The 20,243-nt window shown below is 54.1% G+C and carries 14 protein-coding genes; 10 read left to right on the top strand and 4 right to left on the bottom strand.

The features are described from left to right. Window positions 1-95 precede the first annotated feature (95 nt). Together CRP01_RS02405 and CRP01_RS02400 are read left to right on the top strand one after the other, a co-directional pair. Complete coding sequence (locus tag CRP01_RS02405; RefSeq protein ID WP_099148396.1) at window positions 96-1,157, top strand: sensor histidine kinase; 1,062 nt, start codon at window positions 96-98, stop codon at window positions 1,155-1,157. After that, window positions 1,154-1,840, top strand: coding sequence for a LytR/AlgR family response regulator transcription factor (locus tag CRP01_RS02400; protein WP_099148395.1), 687 nt, complete (start codon window positions 1,154-1,156; stop codon window positions 1,838-1,840). The genes CRP01_RS02405 and CRP01_RS02400 overlap by 4 nt, the downstream gene beginning before the upstream one ends. 16 nt (window positions 1,841-1,856) lie before the next feature. On the opposite strand, the gene CRP01_RS02395 is transcribed toward CRP01_RS02400, so the two are convergent. Further along, the gene (locus CRP01_RS02395; protein ID WP_099148394.1) at window positions 1,857-2,516 is read right to left on the bottom strand and encodes a hypothetical protein; all 660 of its coding nucleotides are present in this window, start codon (window positions 2,514-2,516) and stop codon (window positions 1,857-1,859) included. A gap of 160 nt (window positions 2,517-2,676) precedes the next feature. Next, window positions 2,677-3,897, bottom strand: coding sequence for an acyl-CoA dehydrogenase family protein (locus tag CRP01_RS02390; protein ID WP_099148393.1), 1,221 nt, complete (start codon window positions 3,895-3,897; stop codon window positions 2,677-2,679). A gap of 85 nt (window positions 3,898-3,982) precedes the next feature. On the opposite strand from CRP01_RS02390, the gene CRP01_RS02385 reads away from it, so the two are divergent. Both CRP01_RS02385 and CRP01_RS02380 read left to right on the top strand, forming a co-directional pair. Further along, window positions 3,983-5,689, top strand: a complete 1,707-nt coding sequence (locus tag CRP01_RS02385) for a DMP19 family protein (protein ID WP_099148392.1) — start codon at window positions 3,983-3,985, stop codon at window positions 5,687-5,689. 8 nt (window positions 5,690-5,697) lie between these two features. Then, window positions 5,698-6,636 carry a hypothetical protein gene (locus CRP01_RS02380; protein ID WP_099148391.1) on the top strand — a complete coding sequence of 313 codons (939 nt, stop codon included), beginning with the start codon at window positions 5,698-5,700 and terminating at the stop codon, window positions 6,634-6,636. Window positions 6,637-6,661: 25 nt separating this feature from the next. Here CRP01_RS02380 and CRP01_RS02375 read toward each other — a convergent pair whose 3' ends face one another. Further along, window positions 6,662-8,788, bottom strand: coding sequence for an outer membrane protein assembly factor BamB family protein (locus CRP01_RS02375; protein WP_099148390.1), 2,127 nt, complete (start codon window positions 8,786-8,788; stop codon window positions 6,662-6,664). Window positions 8,789-9,071: 283 nt separating this feature from the next. On the opposite strand from CRP01_RS02375, the gene CRP01_RS02370 reads away from it, so the two are divergent. Further along, entirely contained in the window at window positions 9,072-9,926 is an 855-nt protein-coding gene (locus tag CRP01_RS02370) for a TolB family protein (protein WP_099148389.1), read from the top strand. 113 nt (window positions 9,927-10,039) lie between these two features. Continuing rightward, window positions 10,040-10,636, top strand: coding sequence for an HD domain-containing protein (locus tag CRP01_RS02365; RefSeq protein WP_099148388.1), 597 nt, complete (start codon window positions 10,040-10,042; stop codon window positions 10,634-10,636). A gap of 112 nt (window positions 10,637-10,748) precedes the next feature. On the opposite strand, the gene CRP01_RS02360 is transcribed toward CRP01_RS02365, so the two are convergent. Further along, a complete protein-coding gene (locus tag CRP01_RS02360; RefSeq protein ID WP_099148387.1) occupies window positions 10,749-11,765 on the bottom strand; it encodes a GntR family transcriptional regulator in 1,017 nt (338 codons plus the stop codon). Window positions 11,766-12,271: 506 nt separating this feature from the next. On the opposite strand from CRP01_RS02360, the gene CRP01_RS02355 reads away from it, so the two are divergent. From CRP01_RS02355 to CRP01_RS02340, 4 genes are all read left to right on the top strand, one after another. Next, window positions 12,272-15,235: a SusC/RagA family TonB-linked outer membrane protein gene (locus CRP01_RS02355; RefSeq protein ID WP_099148386.1), complete on the top strand. Its 2,964-nt coding sequence runs from the start codon at window positions 12,272-12,274 to the stop codon at window positions 15,233-15,235. 96 nt (window positions 15,236-15,331) lie between these two features. Next, the gene (locus CRP01_RS02350) at window positions 15,332-17,047 is read left to right on the top strand and encodes a RagB/SusD family nutrient uptake outer membrane protein (RefSeq protein ID WP_099148385.1); all 1,716 of its coding nucleotides are present in this window, start codon (window positions 15,332-15,334) and stop codon (window positions 17,045-17,047) included. 91 nt (window positions 17,048-17,138) lie between these two features. Then, entirely contained in the window at window positions 17,139-19,082 is a 1,944-nt protein-coding gene (locus CRP01_RS02345) for an FAD-dependent oxidoreductase (protein ID WP_099148384.1), read from the top strand. Window positions 19,083-19,176: 94 nt separating this feature from the next. Continuing rightward, a complete protein-coding gene (locus CRP01_RS02340) occupies window positions 19,177-20,241 on the top strand; it encodes a hypothetical protein (protein WP_099148383.1) in 1,065 nt (354 codons plus the stop codon). Window positions 20,242-20,243: the final 2 nt, after the last annotated feature.

The following is a 20,243-nucleotide window of genomic DNA, read 5'->3' as shown; positions in this document are numbered from 1 at the left end:
TTGTGATCGGGCCGCCGGCAGGCCGTTCCTACCAAAATTGCGGGTCTTCCTCCCAAATTCCAGGCGAAAAGTCCCGATTGTTCTAAATTGCGAAGATGAAGCGCAAAGGGATCGAAGTTTTACTCAATCTGTTGTTTTGGGGAGTAACGGCCTGGTTTATTCTGACCAGTTTTGCTATTCTCAGTCAGGAGATCGAGATCATCAACGAGGTAGAAACGGTTCGGACTACCTGGAGCGGCAGCATTATTCTGCTGTTGTCGATCCTGCTGGTGGTCAGTGCCGGCCTGTTCTATTTCAACCTCTGGAACATCACACGACTCATCCGCGGCATCTCCCGGACGAAAGTTTTTGCCTATGGCCTGGGTGCCTATTCGCTCAGCCTGCTGATCTATCGGGTGATCCTGGCATTACCGGTGCTGAGTACTTACCCGAAGTTGAGCCAGGGACTGGTCTTTAGTATTTTGCTTTTTTATTTTGCCGTTTCCTTCGGTTACGGTATCAGTAAAGTATGGCTGCAGAGTGAATCCCGGAGGCAGCAACTGGAACTGGAAAAGAAACAGGCCGAACTGGATCGGCTGCGTTCCCATCTGCAACCCCATTTTCTATTTAACGTACTCAACAACCTGATGTCGATGGTGGATCAGCACCAGCATCCCAAACTGGCAGATTCCATTGATCGCCTATCGGGCCTGTTGCGGCACGTCGTTTACGATTCGGGGCTGGAGCAGAATCCGGTGGAAAAGGAGATCGATTTTATCCGCAACTACGCCGAATTACAGCTCCTGCGATTCGAAGCGGGAGAGGTGGATTTTATCCTGACGGTGGAGGGCGATCATGCACACCGCGTAGAACCGGGGATCTTTCTACCCTTTATCGAAAATGCCTTCAAACACGGAGCGGCCCCGGAGGAAGCATCAACGATCCAGGTGCATTTTGACCTGAGCCGGGAAGACCGCATGCGCTTCAGCGTGTCTAACCCAATACTGCCGGCACTACCCGCCGGGCAGAAGGGAGGAACGGGGCTGAAGGCTACCCGGCACCGACTGGAACTGGTGTATCCCGACCGGCACCAACTAACGATTGCATCCGGAACTACCTACCGGGTCGATCTGGAGTTAGTAAGCCGGTCATTAAAGAACTCAAACCCCGCATCATGAAAACGATCATCGTTGACGACGAGCCAAAAGCCATCGCTCTACTGGAATCTTATCTCCGGCATTTTCCGGAACTGGAACTGGTGGGAAGCTTCCGGAACGGTTTGAAAGCCTTGTCCTTTCTGAATACCCGGCCGGTAGATCTGATCTTTCTGGATATTAACATGCCCCATATTTCCGGCATGGCCCTGGCGCGGATACTGGATGAACGCACTCGGGTGATCTTCACCACCGCTTATTCGGAATACGCCGTGGAAAGCTACGAACTGACTGCGGTAGATTATTTACTGAAACCGATCACCCTGGAGCGTTTTGCCAAAGCGATCAGGAAGGTGATCCAACCAGCACCCGCTGCAGCGGAACGCCATTCTTTAGCAAAGCCGCAAACCATAATGGTGAAAAGCGGATCGAAAACCTACCAGCTCGATCCCGCCCGGATCTATTATCTGGAAAAGGATCACAACTACATGCTGTATCATCTGGAAGAAGAAAAGATCCTGGCCCGCCAGTCGGCCGCTGAAGCCCTGGAAACCCTTCCGGAGAATTTTCTGCAGATCCACAAATCCTACATCGTCAATCGTGATCACATTCAGTATTTCGACCGGCACGAAATTTCCGTAAAAGGAAGAACCCTTAGCCTGGGACTCAGCTTTCGGGAGCGTTTTTTAGCGACCATGCAGGCGTAGCACTAATCCCAAAGGTCTATTCTAAGAAGCACTGCAGCTCTTCCCGCTGCCCCCGGTGTTGTAAAAGCAGGTCGTAGGTCTTCTGCAAATCCTCGAGACCGGAACAGGCCACCTCCCGGTTAGCAGTGTTTTGAGAATTGGGGCCGTCATCCACCGAAGACCTGGTGGTGAATTTCTTTTCCAGGCACTGGACCGGCTCGTTGTCGATCAGGTAAAATCGTTTCTCCGTAATGTCGCTTTTGGTAGCTCCCTCTTCGTCCGAATCCGGGTCAAAAATCCAGGACTCCTGATCGTAGAAAACGAAGAAGGGTTGATCGTCGAGAATATAATAGCGATCGATGGCCGAATGATGGCTGTAGGCGTAGGAAGCGTGTCGGATCATCCGGAGTTGGCCCCGATGGGAAAAATAGGTCACGGTTCCCCCCGTTTCACCGTGACAATCGTATTTAAAAGCGGTGGAATCCAACTGGCCGTTATCAATTTCGGAAGTAATGAATGCAAAGGTCGTTCGGATGTCTTCTATATCGTTCAGCTCATTCGGCATGGCTGCAGTTGGTTCCTCGTTTGGAGTGGGCGTATCCTGTGTGGGTGTCGGCTCTTCCCGGCTGGCAGCCGTAGTATTTTCTCCGCAGGAGATCAGTGACAGGAAAGCGGCTAAATAAAGGATAATTCTCATGATCAGGTGATTGTTGGTCTTCGGTTTGCAATATGCTATACTCAAACTGTTTTGGATTGCCCAAACCAATTTAACGTCAGCATAGCTTGAACCGACTACGTAAAGCCGGAGTTCAAAGGAAACTTCAAAAACCAACTGATTACCGAGCGCAAACGGGAGCCTATTCCCGCTTACCGGCCGCCCGGATCGTGTTTTTACCCAATTGATACAGATGCACTTCATCCGGTCCGTCCGCCAGACGGAGAATGCGGGCCGCCGCGTAGAATCCGGCCAGTGGCGTATCACTGCAAACGCCCATCCCTCCGTGGATCTGAATGGCCCGGTCGATCACCGTGCAGGCCATTTGCGGGGCCACTACCTTGATCATGGCGATCAGGTCCTTAGCGGCTTTGTTTCCGGCTTTGTCCATCTTATCGGCCGCCGCCAGGGTGAGCAGGCGCGCCTGCTCGATCTCACAACGGGAGCGGGCGATCTCCTGCCGGATACTGCTGAAATCCTGCAATTTGCGTCCGAAAGCTATACGCTCGGTGGCGCGTTCGCACATCAGTTCGAGGGAGCGTTGGGCCATTCCGATCAGCCGCATACAGTGGTGGATACGGCCCGGCCCGAGTCGGCCCTGAGCGATCTCGAAACCGCGACCTTCGCCCAAGATGATATTTTCCACGGGCACCTTCACGTTTTTTAGGCTGATCTCCGCGTGTCCTTCGGGCGTATCCGAATAACCGAATACGGAAAGCGGGCGTTCTATCGTCACCCCGGGCGTATCCAGCGGTACCAGTACCATACTTTGCTGCCGGTGCCGTTCGGCCTCCGGATCGGTCTTCCCCATAACGATGGCAATGCGGCAGTGCGGATGCATTGCTCCCGAAGACCACCACTTCCGTCCGTTGATCACATAATGGTCTCCCTGGCGGACAATGGAAGTTTGAATATTGGTGGCATCCGAGGAAGCCACATCCGGTTCCGTCATCAGAAAGGCGGAACGGATCTCGCCGGCCAATAGCGGTTCCAGCCAGGCCTGTTGCTGGGCGGGACTGCCATAGCGGGCCAGTACTTCCATATTGCCGGTATCCGGGGCGCTGCAGTTGAACACTTCACTGGCAAACCGGAGTCGCCCCATGAGTTCGGCCAGCGGCGCGTATTCCAGGTTGGTGAGGCCGGGGCTGAGTTCACCGTAGCTTTTCGGTAGAAACAGATTCCAGAGGCCGGCTTTGCGGGCACTGACTTTCATGTCCTCCATGCCGGGCCAGACCTGCCAGGCGTTGGCCGGGTCCTGGTGGAAGCGGTTGACGGTGTTTTCAATAGGGTAGAGGTGGGTGTCCATAAACTCCTGCAGCCGGGAGCGCAGGGCCTGGGTGGAGGGAGAAAGGTCGAAATCCATATTTTTAATTTTGTTAGGAGCAGACCCTAAGTTATCATAAGATTGGGTATCTTGGTTTATCCTTTTGGAAAAACGCTGCTTTCTGATGAAAATATTCAACTGGCTTTCCCGAAAATCCCCGGCACCGGGTGATCCCTACTGGCAATTCGACCCACAGATCCACTTCCTGCCGCGCCTGAACAAAGGCGACTTTTTCCGGCTGTCCGGATTTGACTTCGGACACTTTATCCGGCAACCCATCGCACAGTTTATGCAACATCGCGATCTGGAGATCGAAAAGGGCCGCTCCTTATCCTACGCTCAAAAGGCACTTTATTACTGGTGGTACCTGGATGCGCAGGTGACCAACGGCGGTTTTGTGCAGTTTTACTACAATGGCTACGATCCGTATGTGTCCACCATCATTCGGGGGCTGGAATACATCGGCGATCAACAAATGGCCGGGCTGATAAAGAAGGCGGATCGTATTTACCGCAGCAACCAGGCACTCATGGAAAAAGCCCGGACCGAAGAGCTATTCGAAAGCGATCTGTACGATCGACTGGAAGGATTGTCCCGGCTCGATGATCAGTATTACGAATGGAAAGATCAGACCATGGCCCGGATCGAAAGCTACCTTAAAAGTCATCCTGCAGAAGTAGGCGTGGATGAACACGGGGAACCGTTTGACCATAATTACTCCGGCCCCTGCCGGACCGCTTATCCGGACGGTAGCGATCAGACCGTGTTTACCCTGGAGAATGGACAGGTTGACGGCTGGCTCCAACGTTTCTATCCGGATGGCATCCTCCAGGAAAAAGTTCATTACATCAAAGGAACTCCCAGTGGCGCAAAGGAAGAATTTTATGAAAACGGAAATCTGAAGTATCGCGTGGAGAACGATGCCGCACAGCAGCAACAAAAGCACCAGTGGTACTACGAGAATGGACATCCGCAGAAACTGGAATGTAAAAATATGCTTACCGGAGATCGCGCGGGTGATTTCCGGGAATGGTACGAAAACGGGCAACTGGCAAAGAGTGGTTACTTCGTTTCCAAATTTGAACGCACCGGCCCGTGGCTGGAATACTATCCGGATGGAAGGCAGAAGATCGTGGGCGAATTTAAGAACGGGGAGTATCTGTTGCAGGATTTCTGGGATGAGAATGGGGGGCATCTATTACAAAACGGTACGGGATTGTACATTCAGGAAAGCACCAGGTATGGGGGTCAAAAAAACCGGCAGGAGCACGAGTACCGGGATTTTCATAGGCACGGCGGTCAGAAAACCTACAGTGACGGCGTGCTGAGTCTTTATCAGGAAATGCAAAATGGCCGGGAGCACGGGATCACCCGTACGTACTATGAGAACGGAAATTTGCGGGAGGAATCCATCTACCGGGAGGGTAAGAAAATGTCCGTCCGGGAATTTAGAAAATACGAAAACCCCATTGTCGTCACTTCCATCACGTCCCAATCGTGTGACAACTGCAGCCGGGACGGACTGGATATTCAAATCCCGGATAATGATCCCCAAATATTGAACGGAAAGGAATTAGCGCAAAAATTTGCAGTAGATACGGCTATCTTTGACGCTTATTCGGATGACCACGTGATGACTTACACCTATCAGGTTTTCGTCGATACCGACGGTCATGTCCGGGATTTTCAATTTGTGGCTGCCTGTAACACCTGGCTTTCCGAAGCAGTGGAAAGCAGTATCCGGCAGTTGGTTTTTGAACCAGGCTACAAAGACGGCCGTGCTGTCGCCTTCGCTCATCTGGTATGGCATAAATTCCAACTTGCAGAATAGAAAACATAATGACCAAAACGCTCCAACTGATCACCCTTGCCTTCGTTCTTTTGCTTTCGGCCTGCTCGTCCCTTCCGGACAGCGGGAAAAACGGATCGAACCAACTCGTAGCGCCAGCCGGGGATACCATTCCCTTTCGCCTGACCGACGCCAATAATATGTCCATCCGGGCACTCCTCAATGACCGGGATACGGTGGATCTGATGTTCCACACCGCTGCGGGTTCCATCACCCTGACCAAAACAGCAACGGCCCGCCTGACCAGTGTTGATTTCACCGAGCGGGACACGGTAAGCAGTTGGGGCGGATCGAATGAAAGCCGTTCCAGCCGGGAAAACAAACTACGGATCGGGAAATCAGCGTGGACGAAATTACCCATCTGGGAAAATGACAATTCCGGCCCGGAAACCGACGGGAAATTCGGTCCCCATCTCTTTGCAGACCAGGTGATCCTGTTTGATTTTGACCGGCAACATCTGATCGTTTACGATTCGCTGCCGGTGATCGATCCGGCCTACCAGCGGGCGGAAGCCGATTTTGAGGATGATTTTATCTTTCTATCGGGGCAGCTCCAGCTGGGTGATACTGCCTTATCCAACCGCTTTCTGCTCCATTCCGGCTACGGCGGCACCTTATTGCTGGATGATGTATTCGTGCAGGAGCACGAACTGAGCACGGCCCTGGAGATCATCAGTACCAGTATCCTGAAAGATTCCTACGGGAATGAACTGAAAACCCAAAAGGCCATCCTGCCGGGTTTTCAAATGGGAGCGCTCAAATTCTCCGAGCTACCGGTCGGCTTCTTTGAAGGGGCCATCGGCCGCCAGAAAATGAGCGTACTGGGAGGAGGCCTGCTCAAACGCTTTAATATCATCCTTGATCTGCGGCAAAAGGCGGTCTATCTGAAACCCAACAGCCTGACCGACCGGGCATTTCCGGTTGAATAAAGTAAAAATAGACTTACGGAACGGGTTACGGAAGGGCAAAGCAATAATAGGCATTGCCGGCTTTGGTACCCGGTTTTCCACCGCCACCGGCGGCGATCACTACGTATTGCTTGCCATCCACCGCGTAGGTAGCCGGGGTGGCGTAACCGCCCGCATCCATCTGATATTGCCATAAAACTTCCCCCGTTTCCCGATCGATCGCCCGGAAGCGCTCGTCCATGGCCGCTCCGATAAAGATCAGTCCGCCGGCGGTGATGACCGGGCCACCCATGTTGAAGGTGCCGGTTGGGGGCAGTCCCTGCGCTTCCAGTTCCGGGTAAGTGCCCAGCGGGATCTGCCACCGGACCTGACCGGCATCCAGATCGATGGCCGACAGGGTACCCCAGGGTGGAGCGTTGACCGGGAAGCCATCCGGATCTTTAAATTCCCGGTGACCGGTAGCCGTATAGGGGATCTCCTGGGCAAAACTCAGTTCCAGGTCGGCGGTGGCCAGTTTTTCCTCGTGGCCTTCATCCTTCAGAAAGGCCACCAGCGCCGCCCGTTCATCCTCGGAAAGGGCCGCAAATTTCGGCATACTGCCCTTCCCGTTCAGCAGCACCTGGTGGATCTCCGCTTTGCTCCTATCCCGGGCGATCTGCTGCAGGGACGGTGAGTCCGGTGTTTTAGGATCACCGAAACCGTGACAGGCGGAGCAGATACTACCGTAGAGGTTGCGGCCCAGCTGGTGGCGGGTAATTTCCGCGGGAGGTTCGGCCCGGACCATGGAGATCCACTCGGCTTCATTGCTGGCATTGACGTACAATTCGCGTTGGTGGGGATCGTAGGCCGCACCTCCCCAATCTGTACCGCCATTGAACTGGGGTAAAGTGACCGCACCGCGTTCGCTGGGGGGAAGAAAGATATCTCCGGTATCCATGGAATCGAGCCGGGCCCGAACGAAGGCCGTTGCCTCCGGGGTGCGGCGGGTCACGTTGTCGTGGGTAAAGCGCTGCTCCGTATAGCGAAGCCCAACGGGCGGAAATGGTTGCGTAGGCCAGGAAACCTCACCGGGAATATCGGAGACGGGCACCGGCACTTCTTCGACCGGAAAGATCGGTTCGCCCGTCTGGCGATCGAGCACAAAGAGGTGTCCCATCTTGGTGGGCTGGGCTACGGCATCGATCAGCCGGCCGTCCTTTTCGACCTGCACCAGATTCGGCGGACAGGGAATATCGTAATCCCAGATATCGTGGTGGACTACCTGATAGTGCCAGATCCGTTCCCCGGTGGCGGCATCGAGCGCCAGGATGCAATTGGCAAAAAGGTTTTCACCGAGGCGGTTGCCGCCCCAGTGGTCATAGGCGGCCGATCCGGTACCGCAGAAAACCATTCCTCGTTCCTGATCCAGCGTGAAGCCGCCCCAGGCATTGGCGCCGCCGATGTGTTGCCAGGAATCTTCCGACCAGGTATCGTAACCGAATTCTTCGGGGTAGGGGATGGTGTGGAAGATCCAGCGCATGGCCCCGGTCTGCAGATCGTAGGCGCGGATGTGTCCGGGAGCGGCTGCTGCGGGGCCTTCTCCCAGGGTGGAACCCAAAATAAGCAGGTCGTTGTAAATGATGCCGGGAGTGGCGGCGGTTACCCAGGTTGTTCGGACATCCCGGCCCAGACCTTCGTGGAGATCGACGATTCCATCCCGGCCAAAATCCGTTACGAGCGTACCCGTTTCGGCATCGATGGCGTAGAGATTGGCACTGGCCACGAAGTAGATCCGTTTTTCATTATCATTCGACCAGTAGGTCACGCCCCGGTTGACCCCGCTGGCGCGTTTTCCCGCAAACGGATCAAAACGCCAGCGTTCCGTACCGGTAGCGGCTTCCAGCGCGATCACCTTGAGGCTCGGAGTGGTCAGGTACATGATCCCGTCTACAATGATGGGGTTACATTCAATTGTCGAATTGGTGCGGCCTCCCTGGTCATCGGTCCGGTAGATCCAGGCCGGCTGGAGCTGATCCACATTCCCGACGTTGATCTGATCCAGTTCAGAATACTTAGAGCCGGCGGCATCACTGCTGTAGAGCGGCCAATCGGTTCCGGTAGTTGTGGATTCCGGCCGGCAGGCGAAAAGGAGCAGGCCGGCGGACAAGAGGGCATACAGTTGACGGTAGGGCATAGTGCATTTTTTTTGGTGGCGGAGCGGAGGGACTAAATGGAAGGTGCTTGCCAATTAGCCCTTTAAGCCGGCTCCGCTAATAAAACGCTAATATTTCAGCTGTACCCTTATCCTCCGCTTTACGCGATGCTTACAATTCCTGAACCCTTTGGCGCAAATCCCGTTTATACTTCGATCCAATGATCACGAAAAAACCTTCGCGAAGCAGTTGACAGAAAAGAACGGCGCGCTCTTCCGGTAAAGACAATTACCAATTGATACACCCGATTGTAAATTTTTCATCATGAAGCATCTTGTTTTAGGGCTGGCAATGCTGTACCTGCTCGCCGGCTGCCAGACCTCCTCCAGCCTGGCCTACCTGACCAACCGAACCGGTAATTTTGATATTTTTCTCACGGACGAAGCAGGCAAGGATCACCGGGCGCTTACCACCAATCCCGGTTGGGACTGGTCGCCGCAATGGAATAAGGCCCGGAAGGGCATCATTTACAACTCCAACGATACGCTGAAAAAGTTCAGCATCCGGCTGATGACAGTGGATGGAAACCCGCTGCCATTGGATACCGACGGCCTCGAAGAATACATTCTCTCACCCGACGGTAAATCAGCGCTCTATACCGAATCGGATAGCTCCCTGCGGTACATTTATCGTTTGGATATCGCGAGTGGAGAGCGTAATCCACTGGTAACCGTCAAAGCCTATAACGGCCGGCCCCGCTGGTCGCCCAACGGACAGATGTTCAGTTTTATCTCGGACCGGGACGGCAATAATGAGATCTACCGCTACGATCTGGCCTCCGGGGAGGAGCTCCGTCTTACCAGTACCGCTGCCCGGGAAAAATATACCTCCTGGGCTCCGGACAGCCGTTCTATCGTGTATACTGCCAGTGAAGAGGGCCTGGAATACAATGATGTTTACCGGGTGGATGTGCAGACGCAAGCGATCACCCGTATCACCGATGACCAGAAGCTCTACGAGGAGATCTGCGTTTCTCCGGACGGCAAGAAGATCGCCTTTCACGCCCAGCGTAACGGTCAGCACCATATCTTTACCATGAGCATCGACGGTACGGAGGAACGGCAGATCACCCGGGTAGAAGCATACCACGGGGAACCCGAATGGATCCCGACTAAGTAAAGCGGCCCAGCGGCTCAGTCAATAGGTTAATTAACATCCATTCTCCGCCCGTTAAAAAACATCTTCAAGGTCGGGAGAGTTATACATAAGTACAGTAATGGATAATCCAAGACATGAACGATATACCAATTGGATTTTTAGCAGGTCGGTTTGTTGCTCAATTGCTTATCGATAATCTTCATAAGAATTTGGTCTTCCACAACTTTCACCACACAGTTTACGTGGTGCGCGGAGTGCGGCAGATCAGCGAAAATCTCGGCCTGTCTGAGGAGAATAAGGAAATTTTAAACCTGGCCGCCTGGTTTCACGATACCGGCCTGACGGAGGTGTATCTCGGCCACGAGGAGGAAAGCAAAAAGATCGCCCGTCGGTTTTTGGAAAGGAATGCTTATCCCGAAGTGAGGATACTGCAGGTGCTCGCCTGTATTGATGCGACTAAAATGCCGCAGCAGCCCCAAAACCTGCTGGAAAAAGTGATCTGCGATGCCGATATGTTCCATCTGGCCTTACCGGAATATTACCATCTGCAGCGCCTGTTGCTGGAAGAGTTTCGCCTCGTGATGCACAAAAAGTGTACGGATGAGGAATGGGCCAATGAGAATTTGGCCTTTCTGAACAAACACCATTTCTGGACTCCCTACGGCCAGAACGTACTGCAACGGGGCAAGGATCTGAATATTAAGCTTTGCGAAACGATGTTGGTGGAGTGAGGGTTTAAATGTTGGAACGTTTGAAAGTTAGAATGTTTGAACGTTGCGAGGGTTTCCTGATCAGAGTTTTGGTTATGTCTCCGGTTTCATATGGCCTTAATCTGATTTTTCTTTACAATGAGCGGCGTAAGATCAGTTTGGAAGGGACCACCTCGATGTCCCGCACTTTATTCAGGATCTTCTGTGCCGTCAGTTCTCCCATTCTTTTAAAATCAATTGCTACCGTGGTAATGCCGCCCTCGAGTATCTCCTTGACGTCCGTATCGTTATAGGTGATCAGGCCGATCTGCTCGCCCAGTTGCAGCTTGTGTTTGCGGCAGAGCTTGACTACTTTGACCAGATCGTGGTCGTCTTTGGCCCGGAGGGTAAAGTAGACATTGCCACTTTTGAATTGCTTTTCTTCTATTTCCGTACAGATCTCGGACGGAAATCCGGTCTCCTGCACAAATTGCTCAAAACCCCGCTCCACCTCCGCAAAATGGGAGATGTGGCTGGGCACCACGAGGATCAGTTTGCGGTATTTCGATAGTTGTTCCCGGGCTTCCAGCAGGGCATTGAAAACATTGGCCGCAAAATCCTGATAGACCATGGTGAATTCTCCCTCCAGCCGGTTTTCCCGGCAATCCAGAATGATGCGTTTTTCGGGAGGGATCAGGTTCAGGATCTCCGAAACATCTTCCCGCATGAAGGTGACGACTACAAAGTGCGTATAGTTCTGCAGATTATCCGTGATCAGGGCCTTAAAGATCGCCGGGTTGTGGTGGTGAAAGAACACATCTACTTCGCCCTTATCACCGATGGTCCGGAAAAAGGCCTCGTAGAGTTCTTCCTTGAAGGCCGTCATCTTATCGAGCATCATAAAGATGCGCATCTTGGGCCGCACACTCACCTTTTGAATGAAGTAACCCCTCCGGTTTGCCGACCGGACGATCCCCTTTTCACTGAGGTAGTTCAGGGCCTTAAAGACCGTCTCCCGACTGATGTGCAGTTCCTTGGATAACTGATTGACGGAAGGCAGGCGCTGATTTACCTCCAGGTTGCCCTCATCGATCTGCCGGATGATCTCTTCGGCCAGTTGAATGTACTTGGGATCCTGGGACGATTCCGCTATCTCTAATTCATTGATCATCGAATTGTTTTTTTCCTAGTCGTTTCGTTGCGAAGGTATAAAGTTTAGGCCATTACCACTTTATCAAAGCATATCCTCTGCCCGGAGTTTTCAGCCAAAAATAGCGGCAATTGTCTGGTTGTTAAAGACTAAACCAAATAATTATTCCTATTCGGACTAAAAATTGATCAAAACTTTTGGTCAAAGGTAAAAAAAAGTATTATGTTTGACGGACCAAACCAGACCAGACCAAACTAAACCAGACCAATTTTGTCCAAATCCCACGAAAAATTACGTCTGTAGCCAGCGGTAGTCCGTGTATTTGTCAGGCCTGAAAACAGAGGCGACTCGATCAACATCACCATCTTTTTCGGTACGAACCATCACTGCCTTCCTCCAGACTGAAGACTACGAAAATCCCATCGAACAGCCGGAATATTACTAACAACACAATTTGCGACTTGCAAAACCAACCAACACACTACCCCATTTGATTCGAATTCAAGCAAAACAAAAATTCAACAATTATGGAAAGAAGTTTTTTACTCATCTTCGGTCTGCTGCTCAGTTGGAGCCTGGCTGGGCAGGTCCGGACAGTAAGCGGACTTGTCAAGGACGATAGCGATATGCCGCTCATCGGTGTCAATATTCTGGTAAAGGGTACCGGCACCGGTACGGTCTCCGACCTGGACGGCAATTTCAGTATTGACGTGCCCGGAGATCGGGACGTTCTGGTGTTCTCCTACACCGGCTACGTGGCCCAGGAAGTAAACGTCAGCACCAGCACCCGGGTAGAAGTGGTACTGGCGGAGGATGTTTACGGTCTGGAAGAAGTCGTAGTGGTTGGCTACGGCACCCAGAAAAAGGTCAACCTGACCGGTTCGGTAGAACGGGTCGAAGGAGATCAGCTCGCCCGGCAACCCATCATGCAAACCTCCCAGGCGCTAACCGGCCTGACCCCCGGCCTGACCGCCATTCAGTCCAGTGGCCAGCCCGGTAGCGATAATGCAACGCTGCGCATCCGTGGTGGTGGTTCCATCGGGGCCTCCAACGATCCGCTGGTGCTCATCGACGGGGTGGAAGGGGACATCAACGGGGTGGATCCCAACAACATTGAGAATATCTCCGTGCTGAAGGATGCCGCCGCCGCTGCGATCTACGGTTCGCGGGCTTCCAACGGGGTAATCCTGGTCACCACCAAACGGGCGAAAGAAGGGACTTTCAGCGTCAATTACAACGCCTGGCTGGGTACCCAGCAACCCACCACACTGCCGGAATTTGTCGGAGTGATCGAATACCTGAACCTGATCGGGACCGATCCCGGCGTGGTCGCCAATTATCAGGCCAACCTGAATGACCCGGATCTCTATCCGGATACGGACTGGGTGAACGAACTGTTCACGGAGAACGGATTTCAGCAGTACCACAACATTTCGGTAAACGGTGGCTCGGAAAAGGTGAAAGCTCTGGCGTCCGTGTCCCTGATGGACCAAACGGCTAATATCCCGAATTACGGCTTCAAGCGCTACAATGTACGCCTGAACACGGATATCAAAGCCAATGACCGCATCGATTTCTCTTTTGACCTGAATTTCCGGAGATCCGAGCAGGACAATCCGAATACCGGTTTGAGCAACGTTACGCGTCAGGCTTTCCGGATCGCTCCCGATCAGGTGGCCATCCATTCCGACGGTAGCTGGGGCGACGGCTGGCAGGGACAGAACCCCGTGGCCGCAGTTTATGACGGTGGGCAGAACCTCGGTCAGAACAACTACTTCCGGGGTGTACTGCGGGCCAATGTGCGCCTGCTGGAAGGCTTGACCTTCACAGCCCTGTATTCTCCTGAGTTCTCCGATACCTACGACAAGGATTTCAATAAGCAGTATACCACCATCGTCGACTGGAATACGAAAAATACCCGGATCGTACCGGCCCAGAATAGTCTCTACCAAAACAACAGCCGTTCTTTGACGAATAACGTCAACGCACTGTTGCGGTACAGCAAGACCTTCGGGGATCACGACCTCAATCTGCTCGGTGGTTACGAGTCCATCAAATACAATTACGAGCGTTTTTACGCCAATCGTCGCGACTTCATCCTGGATCAAATCCAGGTACTCAATGCCGGTTCGCAGGATGGACTGGGCAACGGCGGTACGGCGACCCAGAACGGGCTGGTGTCCTATTTCGGCCGGGCCAACTACGCCTTCAAGGATAAATACCTGCTGGAGGCCAACATCCGCCGGGATGCTTCTTCCCGCTTTGCCGAAGATAACCGCGTAGCCATCTTCCCCTCATTCTCTGTGGGCTGGCGGGTATCGCAGGAAGACTTTTTCAATGCCGAAGGATTCCTTTCGGATCTGAAACTGCGCGCTTCCTGGGGACGCCTGGGTAACCAGCAGATCGGTGACTTTCCCTACGTATCCAGTATCTCACTGGGATCGAGCAACTATATTTTCGACGACGTGATCTATACCGGTGCCGTACAGTCGGTACTGGCCAACAACGATATTCGCTGGGAAACGAGCGAAACCACCAACTTCGGGGTCGATCTCGGCATCCTGGAAGGCAAGCTGAACATTACGGCGGATTACTTCATCAAAAATACCGACGATCTCCTGCTGGTACTGCCGATCCCCATGGTGGCCGGCCTGTCCGCTGCGGAATCCAACGCGGCCAGTACGCGGAACAAGGGAATTGATCTGTCCATTAGCTGGCGAGACCGGATCGGGGCCTTCAGTTACGGCGCACGCCTGAACTATTCCGATGTGGAACGCATCGCTACCGATCTGGCCAATGTAGGCCCGCTGATTAGCGGCAGCCAGATCACGGAACTGGGCGGAGAACTGTTCTCCATCTACGGCTATGAGACCGCCGGTATCTTCCAGACCCAGTCGGAAATTGACGCCGCCGCAACCCAGGCCGGAAACCCGACGATCGGTGATCTGCAATACGTCGATCAGAACAGCGACGGCATCATCAACGGGGACGATCGCGTAGTGATCGGCAATCCTTTCCCCCGCCACTCTTACGGTTTCGAACTGTTCGGTGACATCAAGGGCTTCGACTTCTCGATCTTCCTCAATGGGGTCGGCAAAAGAGATGTTTTCCTGCAGGGAGATGCGGCGATGCCGCTGTTCAATGCGGGTAAGATCCAGCGCTGGCACGTGGAAGAATCCTGGTCCGAGACCAACACCGGCGCCAGCTTCCCGCGGATCTTTGCAACCAGCAATAATACCTCCACCAGCAGTACCTGGATATTCGATGCTTCTTATCTGCGGGTGCGCAATATCACGATCGGCTACACCCTGCCGAATAGCCTGCTGGATCGGGTAGGGATCAACAACCTGCGGATCTACGCTTCCGGACAGAACCTGTTCACTTTCGACGACCTGCCGGAAGGTATCGATCCGTTGATCCCCAACGGGACTTCGGGGGCTTATTTCCCGGTCTCGTCGGCGATGACGTTTGGTTTAAATGTAAACTTCTAGACGGAACTTGGAGCCGGCCAGCCCCGGCTCCGACTCGCTCCCGGCGAACTGCCGGATCATGGAAATCAAACCCTTGAACCATCAAATCAAGATAAAATGAAAAAAATAATATTTGCGATTGTCTGTGTTTTCAGCCTCAGCGGTTGCTCTGATGATATTCTCAACCTGGATCCCCTCGCGGAATCCACGTCCTCTACTTTCTTCGCTAATGAAGCCGAACTGGAACTGGCCCTTACCGGTGTGTACAGCGGCCTGTACATGCAGGGCGGTTACGCCATGCCGATGCAAATGATCTCGGATTTCGGCGGCTCCGAACTGGGACTGCTGCGTTCCGGTGGCGTTTTCGGCTTCGACGAGATCGGAGCGGGTACGCACAGTGCCTCTTCCGGCGGTATTGCCGACCTGTACCGTACCCTGTACCGGGCTATTGGTCGCGCCAACAACCTGCTGACCAATATGGATAAAGCCGAGGGCGTTTCTCAGGAACGCATGGATGAGGTTCGCGGCCAGGCCTTGGCCCTGCGGGCGTATTTCTATACCTATCTCGTCAATTTCTTCGGTGATGTTCCCTACATTGATTTTGTACCGGGTTCTCCCCAGGAGAGCCTGCTGCCCCGCACCGACGCCGCTACCGTAATTGACAATGTACTGGCCGATTTTCAAACCGCAGTGGGCCTGCTGCCGGAGAAATTTTCCGTGCCGGGTCGCGTCACCAAAGCCGTAGCGCTGGCACTGCGGGCGAGAGCCGCACTCTACGCCGGACGGTATGATGTAGCGGCCACTTCCGCCAAAGCAGTGATCGATATGGAAGAAGCCGCCGGACTGATCCTGTACCCCGACTACGAAGAACTGTTCACCCCCGCGGCCGAAGGCAATGCGGAAGGCATGTTGATCATGCCTTTCCAGGAAGGATTCCGTACGACCCAATCGCCAACTGCTCTGGGATCCAGAAACCGCGGTTCCTACACCACTTTCGCGCCCTCTCAGGTATTGCTGGATTCTTACGAGGCCATCGACGGTCTGCCGATCGATGAGTCGCCACTGTATGATCCATCCAATCCATTTGCCAATCGCGATCCCCGCTTGCACGCATCTCTGGTCGTACCGCAGGCCGAATGGTCGGGTATCATTTTCGAAAGCCATCCGGACAGTCTGACTTTCCGCAATGCAGACGGTACCCCCGGCGGTGCGAACGCCGATTGCCGCACGGTGAAATGGCCGGCCGCTTTCTGTGGTTACCTGTTCAAAAAATACACGGATGAACCCCGCCAGATGGATCGCAACGGCAACAGTGATCTGGACTTTATGATCCTCCGATATGCCGAAGTATTGCTAACTTACGCAGAGGCGAAGATCGAATTGAACCAGATCGATGATTCCGTACTGGAAGCCATCAACCGGGTGAAGGAGAGAGGATACGGCGGAGAGGCCTTTCCCCGCGTAACGACGACTGATCAGTCCGAGCTGCGCCGGATCATCCGCCGGGAACGGAAGATCGAGCTGGCCGGCGAAGGGACCCGCTATTTCGATATCCGCCGCTGGGGCATCGCCGAAAAGGTAATGCCTAATCTCGTGATCGGCCGCATCCTCGATCCGTCTACCGCTACGCTGGTACCGGCTATCGACGAAGACGGTCACATCACTTACGACAATAGCACCGGACAGTGGGATGTAAATACGGACGCCCGTTTCCCCAATGCGCAGAACCGTCAGTTCGACGCCAGCCGGGATTATCTGCTGCCGATTCCCCAGGCGGAGATCGATACCTACAACGGTCTGGGACAAAGCCTGCGGCAGAACCCCGGATACTAAAAAATAAGTGTTGATAACGGCTGTTGCGGGAATTTCCTGCCGGCCGTTATCGACTATGACTCCGACATCCCGCAACCGATAAGCGTAAAACATGACCATTAGCAAACGAAATCTTCTGTTACCTCTTCTTGTTGTGCTCAGTCTGAACTTGTTCGGTCGGAAGCATACGACCATTTTCCTGGAGGCTGAAAGTTTTACGGAACGCGGTGGCTGGGTGATCGATCAGCAGTCGATGGATGTCATGGGGTCGGCGTATATGCTGGCCCACGGCCTGGGCCAACCCGTTGCGGATGCGAAAACGACCGTAGAGATCCCCCGCCGGGGAAAGTATCGGGTCTGGGTTCGCACCCGCGATTGGGTGGCACCCTGGCAGGTGCCGGGCGCGCCCGGTAAATTCCAGGTCCTGCTGGACGGGCAGCCGCTCGAAACCACTTTCGGTACCGAAGGCGCCGCCTGGCACTGGCAGGACGGTGGTCAGATCCGACTACCGGAAGGTAGGGTAGCGCTGAGTTTACACGATCTGACCGGATTTGCGGGGCGCTGCGATGCGATCATACTCACAACCGATCCCCGTTTTCGTCCCCCGAACGAACTGGAAACGCTCACGGCTTACCGGCAGGAGCAACTGGGTTTCTCCGGGCTGGCCCGATCAGCGGGTTCCTACGATCTGGTCGTGGTCGGCGGTGGTATCGCCGGCATCTGTACGGCGGTGAGTGCGGCCCGACTGGGCTGCCGGGTGGCGCTGATCCAGAACCGGCCGGTACTCGGTGGCAATAACAGTTCGGAAGTACGGGTCGGCCTTTCCGGCCTGATCTATCAGAAACCCTACGTCAATCTCGGATCCCTGGTGGATGAGATCGGTGGAGTGGGGCACTGGACCCTCTGGGAAGCCCAACAGGATTCCAATAGTGTACGCAGTCAGAAGATCCTGGATATCATCCGGAACAATCCGGAAAAGAAAGAACACAATGCCGGTCCGGCCAGTAACTACCGCGACGATAAGAAACTACGCATCGTACAGGCCGAAGAAAACCTGAGCCTGTTCCTGAATACCCACGTACTGAACGCCGAAAAAACGGGAGACCGGATCACTGCCGTCATCGGTCGGAGCATTGTCACGGGCGAAGAATTTCGCTTTGAAGGCCGGCTTTTTGCCGATTGCACCGGCGACGGTAATCTCGGCGCCCTGGTCGACGCTGATTTTCGTGTCGGTCGCGAATCCAAAGCCGAGACCGGCGAACCCCGGGCACCGGCCCGGGCGGATCAACTTGTCATGGGTACGTCCGTGCAGTGGAACTCGATCGAAGAGAACCAAACGGTAAGTTTCCCGGATACCCGGCCCTGGGCGGTAGATTTTACCGAGGAAACTTCTTTGAAAACGAATAAAGGAGACTGGGACTGGGAAACCGGAGCCAATCGGGACCAGGTCACGGAGATCGAAATGATCCGGGACTACGGATTACGGGTAGCTTACGGCAACTGGGATTTTATCAAAAACCGCAGTGAGGCCAAAGCGGATTTTGCCAATCGCCGCTTGAGTTGGGTCGCCTACATCGGTGGCAAACGCGAATCCCGGCGGCTGCTGGGAGACGTGATCCTCAAGGAGCAGGACATTCTGGAAAACCGCCCTTTCCCGGACGGTACTTTTACCACGACCTGGGGTGTAGACCTCCATTTCCCGATCACCAAGAACGGATTCAGCGGAGAACCCTTCCTTTCCCGGGCGGACATCCAGCCGATAACCCCCTATCAGGTGCCCTATCGTTGCCTCTATTCCCGGAATGTGGATAATCTGTTCATGGCCGGACGCAATATCAGCGTCACCCATGTGGCACTGGGCACCATCCGCGTACAGCGTACCACCGGTATGATGGGGGAAGTGATCGGGATGGCGGCCTCCGTCTGCAAAAAACGACAAACCTTACCGCGAGGAGTATTTGCAGATCACTTCGCGGATCTACAGCAACTGATGGAGCAGGGGATCGGCCAGCCGGATTGGGAAAACTACGAGCTCCCCGCGGAAGGGGAAAAATGAGGAATGGCTAATCACCGGTAATTTCCCGGAAATAAACTTTATCGATCGCCCAAAGACAAGGACGATGTACTACATAAAATGGAGTCTGATACTAATGGTAGGAATAACTGGAACGATCTGGCAAAGCAAATCCCGCCCCCGCCCGGCGGAGCCGGCCTTTCAGTATCTCACCAATGACTCCATCACGCTGGACATTTACGAAACTTTCGATGCGGCCGGACTGCTGAACGGCTACCGTACCCACGTACGCACCCCCGTCTGCGAAGACCGGCTCTGCTACGATGCCGAGCTGGATTTTTTCTGGGACCTGCTCGGGAAGTTCACGCACTTCGAAACGGACCCCGCCAAGCCCCTGACCAAGCTGGATCATGTCCCTTTTACGGCGGCCGATTACGAACGGCTCGACCGGATCTTACGGACCGAAAGCCCGGCATTCATCCATCTGCGCCGCAGCGAACTGATCGTTGAGCCGGAACAGGGAGACGAAACAATAGACGGTGTGACCGGCGCTACCGTGCAGGCCGTCCGGCAGGATATGGTTGCGGGGGCGATCTACACCTGCTACACACTCTGGCACATTGCCAACGGCGGCATTACTTTCCGGATCCAGGAGCATAGCCGTAAACAACTGGAAGCGCCCCTGATCCGGAAGCTGCTCCGGGAAGGAAATGCCCGGGAGCATTATTTTTTACTGGAAAATATGGCTCCCGAATACTTCGCGGAATTTCTGGAGCCGGTGCTGGATCTGGCCGATCGCTACCAAGCCTTCTTTGCGGCCCGGATCGGAGAACAGCTTCCGCCGGAATTATTCGGCCGGCCAGAGGTACAGACTTTTTTTCAACAGCATTTCAGCCGACTGGATCTTTCCGCGCAGGAAGTGTGGATCGACCGGCTCGCCGCTGTACCCCGACTGGATGCTTCAACCCGGCTGTTCCTGATCGAACAGCTCACGGCGGGCAACCCGCCCCGGAACCAACAGATCATCAAACTGCTCATCGATAGATCGGAGCCGGAGGAAACGGAAGTTTTTGCTGCGCTCTTTACCCAACTTCTGGATCACGGGATCAGGCCCGCGCCCGGGATTTTGGGATCATTAGACGCGATCGCCGCCGGGGATCGCCAACTGAAAAAAATGCTAAAACGCCTTAAAAAATTATAGCC

The organism is Flavilitoribacter nigricans DSM 23189 = NBRC 102662 (assembly GCF_002646595.1).
Taxonomy (GTDB): Bacteria; Bacteroidota; Bacteroidia; order Chitinophagales; family Saprospiraceae; genus Flavilitoribacter; species Flavilitoribacter nigricans.
The sequence above is the reverse complement of the archived record's forward strand: the minus strand, read 5'-3'. Positions and strand labels throughout refer to the sequence as shown.